Below are 12,112 nucleotides of genomic sequence, written 5' to 3'. Positions count from 1 at the left end.
CCTCCTTTAATCCTCAAAAAATTTGTTTGCTTGTGTTATTGACTCGATTCTTTTTCCAGCTTTTCAAGCATGTCCCAGGCACCCATCATATACATGATTCCAAGCGCACGGTCATAGAGGCCATAGCCGGGTCGACTTTCTTCGCCCCATAAGTGTCTGCCATGGTCTGGTCTCATATAGCCTTCGAAACCGATTTCATGATACGCTTTCATTATTTCAAGTATCGGGACTGAACCGTCCTGCTCTCGGTGAGACGTCTCGATGAAGTCACCGTTCTCATAAACCTTGACGTTTCTGATATGAGCGAACGGGATACGGTCTTTGAATGTTCGGATCATGTCCGGTATATCGTTGCCTTTGATGGAGCCTAAAGCGCCGCTGCATAAGGTCAGGCCGTTTGACGGGCTGTCCACAGCGTCTACGATGCGCTGCAGGTTTTCTTTACTGTGAACGATCCTTGGCAGGTTGAACACGGGGAACGGCGGATCATCTGGGTGGATGGCCATTTTTATCCCGTTTTCTTCTGCTACAGGAACGATTTCTTTCAGGAAGTAAGCCAGATTTTCGAAAAGATCATCTTCTGAAACACCATTGTAGGCATTCAGTAGTTCTTCTATTTTTTCGAGTCGCTCGGGCTCCCAGCCTGGCAAAGTCATTCCTCTAGAAGAACGCTTGACTTGCTCGAACAGCTCATGCGGGTCGACGCCTTCTATTTTAGCGTTTTCATAAAAGAGTGCGGTCGAACCATCTTCATGTTCTTTAGCCATATCAGTGCGTACCCAGTCGAATACCGGCATGAAGTTGTAGCAGATGACCTTGACGCCGCCGACTTCACCCAAGTTGCGTATCGTCTGCTTGTAATTCTCGATGTATTCGTCACGGTCAGCCGTGCCAAGTTTGATGGCCTCGTGTACATTGACCGATTCGACGACATCGATACCTAAATCATACTCAGCTGCCTGGTCTTTCACTTCCTGGATGCGTTCGACCGGCCAGACTTCGCCCGGTCCCAGATCATGAAGGGCCCAGACCACGCTATGCATGGAAGGAATCTGTCTGATATCTGACAGTGAAACGGTATCGTTGCCTTTACCGTACCACCTAAATGTTGTTTTCATTCGATCTTCCCCTTTTGCAGTAAACCGGGGAAGCGGGACGGACCCGCTTCTGTCCTGTTTATGTTTATTTATAGATTTTTCTGCCTTTAGCATCGTCGACACCTGACTTGCGGTAATAGTAGGTATTGACTTGATCACGCCATTCTCTCGCACAGCGGTGCTGCTCTTCCAGACGTTCTTTCACGTTCTGGTAGGAAGCGTCGTCCACTTCTTTTTCAAGTGACTCCCACTGTTTTTGATACTCAAGAACCTTGTCGAACCCTTCGAAGTGCGTATCATAAATATGCTGAATGATCGTCTTCCCTGTTTTCAGCTCGTGGCTGTATGGCATATGATGGAAGAATAAAAGCAGTTCTTCAGGTGTTGATTCCACATTTTCATACATTTCATAATTTTCACCATGATACTGTCGTGTATATCCTGTCCCTGTCGCGACCGTTCTGTCCACGCCTAGTCCATCTCGGTCTGAGTAGTGGTAAGTCCCCCACATGTCGTATTCGTACCCATCGATGTTCGGTCCGTAATGGTGGTTGGGCTGGACCATCCATCCGATTCCTAAAGGCGACGTGTATTTCTCGTAAGTATCCCAGCTCGTCATCAGCATGTCCAGCAGTGTTTCTCTGCCTTTGTCTGAAAGTGAGTAGGTCGCTTGTATCCATTCTTTGGCGATCTCTTCTGCTGAAAGGCTTGGATCCCAGATCAGTCGGCCATAACCGTAAAGATTGGCCTGTGCCAGCTTGTGTCCGGTCCAGTTTTCGTCCATCCCTGTATTGACTACAGCTGTTATGCCGTTGCGTTCCGGATTTTCCGGATACTTGACGAGCATATCCTGGACTGTTGTATCGGGTCCGTCGGCGTAAGTGTCAAAATCAAGAACTTCTTTCCACATCGGGATCAGGTAGCAGATATGTTTTTGCTGTCCGGTGTATTCCTGTGCGATCTGGAATTCAAGGACCTGATTGGTTTTTCTTAAACTTCCAAAGAGCGGTGAGACTGCTTCTCTAACCTGGAAGTCCATCGGTCCGTTTTTGATCTGAAGCACGACGTTGTCAGCGAAGTCGCCGTCCATTGGTGCATAGTGATCATAAGCTGCCCGCGCACGGTCAGTCTTCTTGTCGCGCCAGTCCTGATGGTTGTCATATACGAAAGCTCTCCAGAACACAGTCCCGCCGAATGGCTTCAAGGCTTCTCCCAGCATGTTGGCTCCGTCAGCATGTGTGCGTCCGTAAGTGAACGGACCTGGACGGTTTTCCGAGTCGGCTTTAACGACAAAGCCGCCGAAATAAGGAATATGTTCGTAAATCAGTTCTGCTGTGTTTTTCCAGAACTCTCTGACTTTGTCATCTAAAGGATCAGCACTGTCGACCCAGTCCACTTCGATCGGCGCCGCGTAGTTCACGCTGAGGAAAAGCGTCAGCCCGTAGCTTCTGAAAATCTCAGCCAGATGCTTCACTTCACGGATGTAGCTGTCTGTAATGAAGTAGCTTTCTTTCTGATGAACGTTGACGTTATTGATCGTCAAGGCATTGATCCCAACAGATGAAAGCATCTTGGCATACTGGTTGAACCGTTCATCCTGCAGACGAAATTCGTTGTTGACGAAGAACAGTGACTTGCCTGCATAGCCTCTTTCGACTGATCCGTCAAAGTTGTCCCAGTGATTGATCATTCGGATCTTGTTTTTCGGATTAGAAAGCGTTGACAATTCTGGCTGTTCGCTTTGCTGATAACTTCTTACGATATGGAAGAAACCGTAGATCAGTCCTTCCGGTTGATTCGCCGTGACTTTAACGGTATCCTTATCTTCTAATACTTTATAACCGTCTAGTGTCACTTCCGGCGTATCTTCTACTATTAAACGAAGTGCTTTATCACCTTCTGGAAAAGGTTCGCTGTAATAGTCGAATTCCTTCACTAGTGTCTCTTTCAGATGAGCCGCATTTTCGGTCTTGAGTTCTCCGAAAGGCCAGGCCTTAAGTGTCTCCGGCGCCAGCCAGCTTAAATCAAAATCAAGTTTGGTCGTCATGCTGAGTCCCCTTTTATTTTTGATTATCGCTGATTTGCAGTCCATTACCTCGTTTTTTGCAAAAAAATGAGGTCGTTGCCGACTTTCCAAATTCAGCGATATAGTGTAACATGAAACTATAAGAAAACCTTTACATTTCTTGTTTTTTTCTATAAGCAAATGTGCTACACTGTTTGTATCGGTAGTTTGTTAGTTGGATTAACTAACTTATGATATAACTATAGCGAATTTGATTTTTAATGTCAAGCGCTTCCAGATACTTTTTTCATCGTTTCGGTATTTTATTAACATCTTCTTCCTTACTTATATTTTGTAAGTTTATTAACGTATTTATTTTATTTTATAGCAATTATATACCATTAGAATCGAGGGATCCACATGTTTAGAATGAAGAATAACATCAGAGAGAACAACAGTCTTCTTGTCTTGTCGGAGATCATGAACCGGCCGGAAATCTCCCGGGCGATGATTTCTGAAGTAACGGGTTTGAACAAGGCGACCGTATCGGAAATCGTCAGAAAGCTGATCCAGGATGACTATGTGATCGAAATCGGTCCTGGTAAAAGCACGTCTTCCGGTGGACGGCGCCCTATCCTGCTGACAGTGAACAAGAAAGCAGGCATCTCCATCAGCTTTGACGTACGATATGACCGTATCAGTTACCTGATCACTTATCTGGACGGCGAAAAGATCGATTATACTATAGAAGAAACGGAAATCACCAAACACAATATCGTGGACTATATAACTACAGTGGTCAATGATTTCCGCTCCAATATGAAAGAGACCCCTTTCGGCATCATCGGTGTAACGATATCGATCCATGGTATCGTCGATAATAATCAGATCGAATTCACCCCTTACTTCGATCTGGATCATCTGGACCTTGTTCATTTACTGGAAGAAGAGCTGGACCTGCCTGTGCATATCGAAAACGAAGCGAATTTATCGGCCCTGGCTGAATCGGCCTTTGATACCGAACATAAAAAACTAATCTCATTCAGTGCCCATACCGGTATCGGCGCCGGGATCATCTTGGACGGCCAGCTTTACCGCGGCTATAAGGGTCGAAGCGGCGAGATTGGACACACCGTCCTTTATCCGAACGGTATCAGTTGTCCCTGTGGGAATCAGGGCTGTCTGGAACAGTACTGCTCGACCAAATCTATTCTGCGTAAATTTCAGCAGCTGAAAGGTGATCCGTCATTAACGTTTGATGATCTGGTCGATGCTTATCATCAGAAAGATTCTGCGACACTGAATATGATCCTGCAGTTTGCCAAAGATTTCGGTATCGGTCTGATGAATGTCATCGGGAACTACGATCCGGAAATCGTCTACATCAATTCAGAGATTCTAGAAGAGATCCCCGAACTTATCAGCCTGTTGAACCATTATCTGAATATGACGATCTACAAGAATGTTCCGATCAAACAGTCGGCCCTCGGACGCAAAGCCAGTCTTTACGGTGCCACTGTCATGAACTTGAAAGAGTTTCTGCATGTCGATAATGTCGGCTTTAATCTGGACATGGAAAAAGTACTGGAAGTCGAATAACCGATATATATATGAAAGAGTCACGAGCCTGGCGTAGGCTCGTGACTCTTTTTTTGTTTATGAGAACATGAGCCGCGACCTTTATTGAGCGTTCGACACTTACAGAAGGCAGCTACTCGTGAAAGAGCCGAAGTTAGCTGAATTCGGCTCTTTCACCGTCGACTTCTATTCCTACTTACCGAACAGGGCCCTTGTTCGTCATGTTCCAGTCTCATCATCGTCCCTACTTACCGAATAACGTCTTATTCGGTAAGTAGGATACTCGTTTAAATCTCTAACTGCCGAACAGGTCCAAACTTCGGTCGATACATAACTCTTCTCTCATGCTAATGAACGAACGTTTTGTCTTTCGGTCATTAGGATGCATTTTTATATACCAAAGTGCCGAACGTCCTTTTCCCGATGACAGTCAAGACCTTTTTCAATAAGGTCTGCTTGCGGCCTGCCGCAAGCTTCATCCTGATCAAAGAAAAACTTTCTCCCATTTCCGGAATCATACCAGAGAAGAAGAAGGTTCGTTTATTTTAGGCTTAAACGTTGGCCAGTGTCTGTTTCAGTGTTTCTCGAATCGCGCCCGGACCTTCATTCAACTGCTTGAAGTAGCCCGTCACTTTATCCGCAAGGCCGACTCTGTAAAGGTCGACACCGAAGATATCTTTACGGCTCAAGATGGGTTTCAGCTTGTCTTCGACGGCTTCATTATCCCCTAACTCGATTTTGTCCATCAGCGGTGTCAGTTCATCCAGCAGCGGGTCAGGACTGAGTTCAAACGTAGTCCCTTTGTCGTCCACCTGCATCAGGTAGCGCAGCCATCCGGCCAGCACAAGCGGGATAAACGTCAGGTCACGCACATCTTTGTCCCGTGCTTCGATATAAGCCTGCATGGTCTTACCATAACGGATCGACAGCTTCTGAGACGTGTCTGTCGCGATACGCTGCGGTGTATCCGGCATAAAAGGATTCGGGAAACGGACATTTATGACTTCATCGATAAAGGACTTAGGATCCAGGATCTCCGGATCGACAACGACCGGCAGTCCTTCCTCATAACCGATTTTTTCGATCAGTGCTTTGAGTTCCGTATCGTTCATTTCTTCATGGATCGATGTGTGTCTCAGCAGACAGCCGTATATTGCCAGAGCGGTGTGCAGCGGGTTCAGACAGGTCGTCACTTTCATTGTTTCCGCTTTATCTACAGTCTCACGGTCAGTAAAGATGACGCCGGCTTCTTCCAGCGGCGGACGGCCGTTAGGGAAAGTATCTTCAATGACAAGATATTCTGCTTCTTCTGCATTAACGAAAGGTGCCGTATAGGTGTTTTTGTCCGTAATGATCGTATCGGCATCTTCAAAACCGTCTTCTTTCAGGATCGACTGGACATCGGCATCGGGGCGCGGCGTGATTTTATCGATCATGCTCCACGGGAAGGTCACTTTTGAAGTGTCGTTGACATAATCTTTGAATCCCTTGTCCATGACTCCGGCGTTCACCCACTGGTCGACAAATTCCGTAACTGTTTTCTGAAGCAGGGCCCCGTTATGCGACGCATTGTCCATGGAGACTAAAGCGATCGGCTTGGCGCCGTTTTTATAGCGCTCGTAAAGCAGCGCGGTGAGTTTCCCCATGTAGCTGACAGGTTTGTCCGGACCTTTTTCAAAATCTTCTTTCACGGATCCCATGACTTCGCCGCGGGCATTGACCAGGCTGTAGCCTTTTTCAGTGATGGTAAAGCTGACCATCTGAAGGGAGTCCGCGGTGAATATTTCTTTCAGACGGCTGAATTCTTCTTCATTGGCGCTGTCCATACGCAGAGATTCCACGACGGAACCGACAACTGTTTTGTCGACCGAGCCGTCAGCTTTCAGAGTCACTAAAAGGCTCAGTTCATCATACGGGCGGTAAGCTTTTTCGATGATCTCATAGTCGAACCCCTCACCCACGATGATGCCTTTATTCATTTTCCCTTCATTCAATAACCGGTGATTCAGCATAGCCGGAAAGGCACGGAAAATGTTTCCTGCGCCAAGATGCAGCCAAGTCGGTTCGGCTTTGGTTGCCTCAGTCACCTCGCTGCGGTCGTATTCGGGTAAGGCATACCCTTTGTCTTTCCACTGTTCAACTGACTGAATTGCTTCATTCTTCAACTTCATTTACTTTCTCTCCTTTTTATTCATTATTATTTAATTAATTGAAAAGCCTTAAAATCAAACTGGCTGCCGGGCAGGAAGACAAATGTCAGTGTCCCCTTGCCGGTCAGTGGTTCCAGTTCAAATTCTTTTTCTTTTATAGAAGATGTCTGTGTAAATTCGACGACCTGGTTGAATGTTTCGCCTTCATCCGTTTCAAAGCGGACATGGATCGTATTTTTCTCTATCGGTGAATGGCCTTGGATTTTGATCAGCTTGGCTTCAACATCCCCAAAGTCAACGTCAGTGTAGACCAGTGAGACATTATTTCCGATGTTTTTAACGACCTTTTCTGACTTTTCAAACTGGTCACCGTAGATCGCATCCGCATCCACGGCTCTGTTATAATCAAAGGCCGGATTCATCGCTTCAAAGTAGAAGCCTTTCAGATGGACTTTGGCACGCATCACAAAATACAGCGAAGTAATGCCTGTCAATCGTTTGGATAAAGTGTATGTTTCTTCCTGATAGACGTTCCAGATCGATTTTTTCTGATAATCCGCTTCTTTAAGCAGCGTCCCGCCGGCTTTCGGAGAGCCTTCCCAGATTTCAATAATATAGTGGTCGTCACTCAAGGCAAAAATCGGAAGGGTGATTTGATCTGACCCGTGCTTGCCAAAATCGATATCATGGAAGCCGATGATCGTTTCACCGTCCCGGCTGGTAGCCACACCGCGTTCATTCCCGTTTGAGACATCGCCGATCGACTCATCATATAAGGATCCGGACACAAGGGCATACGGATGTTTATACGCTGTCCCCACCCCTTCGATCACCATATCCAGTTCAGAGATCAGCTTGATTTTATCTGTGCCGTTTTTAGACGTGCACCGTACTCTGAAGGGTCCGTCACCTTTAGCTGTGATCTTGACTTGACGGCCGTCTGCTCCTTGCACTTCGATCCTGGCATTCGTGGCTTCAACACCTGCATCATTCACCACGCTCCACTCGACCTCTGTGTAAGACGTGTTTATAGGATATAGCGCTGCAGTGACGGTCGTTTCGGTGATTTCAGGTGACAAGTAACGGCCCTGACTGCTTATAAGTTCGATCTTTCTGACTGGCACCTCGTCCCGCTGACCGGTTTCGATCCTGCGTTCGGTGTTTCCTGCATTCACTTCATACTGTATCGGCTGATCAGTTGGGACGGCTCTCAGTTCACATTCCGCTGGATCAAGGTCTTTTGAGGTGGCTTTGATGTTTACCGGTCCACTTTCGTCTGTCGCCTGGATCACAGCCATGGCTTTCCCGCTGAACAAACGTCTGGACAGTCCTTTATACTGGTCGAAGTCCGTGCTGTCACCGTTGTCGAAACCGACCAGGCGGCCAGCCCCCCAAACTTTTAAATCAACACGGTTCGTGGCATTTTCCACTGGATAGCTATTCGCATCTTCAGTCCCGACCTCCACAAAGATCAGATCGCGACCATCTGCCTGAAGGACTTCTTTGTCCGGTTTCAAGGTAACGCGTCTGGCATCGCCAAAGGAATGCCGGATACTTTCACCGATCATTTCGTTGTGTTCATTGTAGGCGACAGCTTTCAGCTCCCCTTCTTCATAAGGGATCTGCCAGGTCGGAATGATTTCAGTATCCTTTTGGTGATCGATAGTCGTCTCTGCCACTTCTTTGCCATTTAAAAAGAGTTTCACTTCCGGCGCATTGGTCGCGACCCGGACGTCCACTGTCTGTCCCGGATTAAAGTCCCAGTAAGGAAAAAGATGGATCACCGGCTGGTCTTTCACATCTGTCCAGGCCGACTGATAGATATAATAACTGTCTTTTTTGAACGTTGCCGTATCGATCTGGCCAAAGTAGGCATTTTTCGTATGGTAAGGGGTCGGTTCCCCGATGTAGTCAAAACCGGTCCAGATGAACTGCCCCATGGAATACGGCGTATCCCGCTCACCGGTAATGATGGCTTCAGCTGACTTGGCGCCCCAGCTCGTCGAACTGTTCCCGAGAGCCGAGCACTGCTCATCGTCATCCGCCAGCACAGACTGACTGTACGGAAAATGATAGATGCCCCGGCTCTGGACGACGGAGGCTGTTTCACTGCCGTAAATGACCCAGTCCGGGTGGTCTTTGTGGTGCTCCTGGTAATACTTTTCGCCATAGTTATAGCCGGCGATCTTTACCTCGTCAGCGACCTTCTGCGCATTCTCCCAAGGCATGTAATTGGAGCCGATCGTCAGCTCCGCATTCCTGTCAGGATCAAATTCGCGGACATAAGCCATCAGTTTTTTCGCCGTTTCCAGTCCCCGTTCATCGGCATGGGTGTCATAGATCTCGTTCCCGATCGTCCACATCAAAAGACTGACATGATTTCGGTCACGCTTCACCCAGCTTTTGACATCTCTATAAGCCCAGTCATTGAAGAAACGGGCATAGTCATGTTCGGTTTTCGGGCGTTCCCACATATCGAAAGATTCGGAAACGATCAGGAATCCCATCTCGTCTGCCAGGTCCATCAAATCCTTGGCCGGCATATTATGAGAAGTCCTGACCGCATTCACGCCCATGTCTTTCAGGATCTCGAATCGGCGTCTCAGCGCATGCGGGTTGAAAGCAGAACCCAGTGTACCTAAGTCGTGGTGTTCACAGACCCCTTTCAGTTTTAAAGGTTCCCCATTCACATACAAGCCTTTATTCGGATCCATATCTATGTCCTTGAAACCGACCTTTGTACGGATCTGTTCACTCATGTCCTTTGATCCTTCCTCGAAAAGAGTTGTTTCGAGTGTATACAGATAAGGATTTTCCGGATGCCATTCCTTCGGCTCAAGATCACTGAAAGTAACCGTGAGTGTCTTGTCTGATTTTCCAACAATGGTTTTTTCTCCAATGACGTGGCCTTTGTCATCGACCAGACGATGTTTGAGCTTGACTGAACCTGTTGAAACGACGTCTGTATTTACCGTCAGCGACCAATTGTTTTTTTTAATGGTGCTTATGTATAAGCCCTCGCTTTCGATATAGGTCTTCCCGCGCATGACGAGCCATACATCCCGGTAAATGCCTGCACCGGTATACCAGCGGCTGTTCGGTGCCTGATGCACCACTTTCAAAAGGATCTCATTCTCACCTTTAGTCAGTGCATCGGTGATGTCGCATTCAAAACGCGAATAGCCGTACTTCCACTCCCCTGTTTCCTGACCATTCACGAATAAGGTCACATCCATATACACCCCGTCAAAACGGAGGATTACCTGCTCTGCTCTTCCGTCAAAGTCGAACCGTTTGCGATACCAGCCCACACTGTCTTCATACAGATTTTTTGTGTCATAAATGAGCCAGTCATGCGGCACGTCGACCGGTCTGAAGTCAGCCGGTATGTCTTCCATGATTCCTGAAACTTTACTGAATTCCCAGTTTTTATTGAAAAGTAATGTCTGATTCACTCAAATGCCTCTCTTCGGTTTCGATTTTGGGTTTGTTCAATTATTAAACAAACCCCTCATGAATAAGAGTAAGCTTTTTTGTAAACGATGTCAACGCATAACCACAGGTCGATGCTGTAAATTCGAGAAAATTTTTTACGTCACTGAAACCGCCTTATCCATGTCTCAAATGTTTGGACTGTGTTAAACTGGTAGGAAAGAGAACGAAAGGATGATGACAGTGAAAATAATCATCGACGCCGATGCCTGCCCCACGAAAGAAGAGACCATTGCCCTGGCAAAGCAGTACGGTCTGGAAGTGGTACTGGTCGCCAGTATCGCCCACTTTTCAACAAAAGAAGTCCCCGATCATGTGAGACAGTTATGGGTCGAACGCGGCAGTGATCAGGCGGATTTCAAGATCGTGGCCATTGCCAAACCCAACGACGTCGTCATTACGCAGGATTACGGCCTGGCCTCCATGCTGCTGCCAAAAGGGTGCCGGGTCCTGCATCATGACGGATACGAATATACTGACAGTGTCATCCAGCAGCTTATCGACGGTCGGCATCTTTCAGCCAAAGAAAGACGGACCTCAAAACGCAGTCGCCGGGTCAAGTCCCTCCACCCCTTTGCCGATCAGACCCAGATGGATTACGTGGACTTGCTGGAAACTGTTATTGAAGAAATTAAAAATCAGCGAAAGGATTAGAATGGAATGATCACAATAGGATTGACCGGCTGGAGCGACCATCCTCTCATCCAGCGCAGTGCGAATAAAAAACTGATCGAATACGCCGGCCATTTCCCGGTCGTGGAACTCGATACCAGTTTTTATGCCATCCCTAAAAACGAGACGATCATGAGCTGGATAGAAAAAATGCCCGATATCTTCCAGTTTTTTCCAAAAGCTTATGGTGTCATGACTCTACATAAGCCGTATCAAGAGGAGTTCACGACTATGGATGAAGCCTTTGAAGCCTACCTGGATGCCTTTCAGCCGATGCTTGAACAGAAAAAGATCAAAGCGTTCCTCTTTCAGTTCCCTCCTTATTTTGACTGTGTAAAAAAACACGTCAATTATCTCCGTTACGTTAAGAAGCAAATGACGGAGCTGCCTGTCGCTGTAGAATTCCGGCATCCCAGCTGGTTCAGTAAAACCAACAAAGAGCGGACGCTTGCTTTTTTGAAAGATCAGGGCTGGACGAATGTGGTGGTCGACCAGCCGCAGACTCCGAATAACAGTGTGCCCCAGGTCCCTGAAGTCACCGCTCCCACTTTAAGTGTTCTGCGTCTCCACGGACGGAATTATGAAGGCTGGCTCGGCGAAAACGTGACCGACTGGCGTGCTGAACGGACGCTTTATCATTATTCAGAGGATGAACTAAGGGACTTTGCGGATTTAGTGAAACAGCTCGAGTCAGATGCTGACGAAGTCTGTGTGATTTTCAATAACAATTCCGGCGGGCATGCGCCCCAGAACGCCAAAGAACTGCAGGACTTGCTGGGACTTGATTTTTCTGGTCTTGCCCCAAAACAGCTCGACTTGTTTTAACTGTGTTTCTAGAGTGGGGCATACTCGCTGTTCAGCGAGTATGGTCCTTTTTGCATTAATAATGATGAATGATCAGGCCTTACGCCTGATCAGGACCTTATTGAAAAGATCTTTAGCGTGTTTTCTGTCGGAACACACTCAATGAGAGCGGCATTGGCAGTACTCAATGGGAATTCTGCCTCAGTACGCTCAATGAGTGCAACATTGGCAGTACTCACATGGATTTTTCTCTCAGTACGCTCAATGAGAGCAACATTGGCAATACTCGCTAGAGTTTCTACTTGAGCACGCTC

The 12,112-nt window shown here is 47.2% G+C and carries 8 protein-coding genes; 3 read left to right on the top strand and 5 right to left on the bottom strand.

What is annotated here, in order from left to right; genetic code table 11:
* Positions 1-35 precede the first annotated feature (35 nt).
* Positions 36-1,118 (bottom strand): mannonate dehydratase, encoded by a 1,083-nt coding sequence (gene uxuA, locus BMX84_RS02125; protein ID WP_091486914.1) that lies wholly within the window; start codon positions 1,116-1,118, stop codon positions 36-38.
* Positions 1,119-1,182: 64 nt separating this feature from the next.
* A complete protein-coding gene (locus BMX84_RS02120) occupies positions 1,183-3,144 on the bottom strand; it encodes an alpha-glucuronidase (protein WP_218142322.1) in 1,962 nt (653 codons plus the stop codon).
* Between the two features lie 378 nt (positions 3,145-3,522).
* On the opposite strand from BMX84_RS02120, the gene BMX84_RS02115 reads away from it, so the two are divergent.
* Positions 3,523-4,701, top strand: a complete 1,179-nt coding sequence (locus BMX84_RS02115; protein ID WP_091486755.1) for an ROK family transcriptional regulator — start codon at positions 3,523-3,525, stop codon at positions 4,699-4,701.
* Between the two features lie 530 nt (positions 4,702-5,231).
* Here the strand turns inward: BMX84_RS02115 and BMX84_RS02110 are convergent.
* Both BMX84_RS02110 and BMX84_RS02105 read right to left on the bottom strand, forming a co-directional pair.
* Entirely contained in the window at positions 5,232-6,851 is a 1,620-nt protein-coding gene (locus BMX84_RS02110) for a mannitol dehydrogenase family protein (RefSeq protein WP_091486753.1), read from the bottom strand.
* Between the two features lie 26 nt (positions 6,852-6,877).
* On the bottom strand, positions 6,878-10,285 hold the full coding sequence (locus tag BMX84_RS02105) for a glycoside hydrolase family 2 TIM barrel-domain containing protein (RefSeq protein WP_091486750.1): 3,408 nt from the start codon (positions 10,283-10,285) through the stop codon (positions 6,878-6,880).
* Between the two features lie 211 nt (positions 10,286-10,496).
* Here BMX84_RS02105 and BMX84_RS02100 point away from each other — a divergent pair, with 211 nt between their 5' ends.
* Positions 10,497-10,976, top strand: coding sequence for a YaiI/YqxD family protein (locus tag BMX84_RS02100; protein ID WP_091486748.1), 480 nt, complete (start codon positions 10,497-10,499; stop codon positions 10,974-10,976).
* A gap of 6 nt (positions 10,977-10,982) precedes the next feature.
* On the top strand, positions 10,983-11,819 hold the full coding sequence (locus tag BMX84_RS02095; protein WP_091486745.1) for a DUF72 domain-containing protein: 837 nt from the start codon (positions 10,983-10,985) through the stop codon (positions 11,817-11,819).
* An 89-nt stretch (positions 11,820-11,908) separates the two neighbouring features.
* Here BMX84_RS02095 and BMX84_RS12590 read toward each other — a convergent pair.
* Positions 11,909-12,112 (bottom strand): hypothetical protein (locus BMX84_RS12590; RefSeq protein WP_218142321.1); only part of this gene is annotated, 204 nt, incomplete at its 5' end.

The sequence above is a fragment of the Alkalibacterium putridalgicola genome (assembly GCF_900109825.1).
Classification (GTDB): Bacteria; Bacillota; Bacilli; order Lactobacillales; family Carnobacteriaceae_A; genus Alkalibacterium; species Alkalibacterium putridalgicola.
Note: the sequence above shows the minus strand (reverse complement) of the source record. Positions and strands in the feature narration are given on the sequence as shown.

What these genes read in the sequence shown, in the direction of transcription:
- uxuA (WP_091486914.1), bottom strand. Translation starts at nt 1,118, where the DNA reads ATGAAAACAACATTTAGGTGGTACGGTAAAGGCAACGATACCGTTTCA.
- BMX84_RS02120 (WP_218142322.1), bottom strand. Translation starts at nt 3,144, where the DNA reads ATGACGACCAAACTTGATTTTGATTTAAGCTGGCTGGCGCCGGAGACA.
- BMX84_RS02115 (WP_091486755.1), top strand. Translation starts at nt 3,523, where the DNA reads ATGTTTAGAATGAAGAATAACATCAGAGAGAACAACAGTCTTCTTGTC.
- BMX84_RS02110 (WP_091486753.1), bottom strand. Translation starts at nt 6,851, where the DNA reads ATGAAGTTGAAGAATGAAGCAATTCAGTCAGTTGAACAGTGGAAAGAC.
- BMX84_RS02100 (WP_091486748.1), top strand. Translation starts at nt 10,497, where the DNA reads ATGATGACAGTGAAAATAATCATCGACGCCGATGCCTGCCCCACGAAA.
- BMX84_RS02095 (WP_091486745.1), top strand. Translation starts at nt 10,983, where the DNA reads ATGATCACAATAGGATTGACCGGCTGGAGCGACCATCCTCTCATCCAG.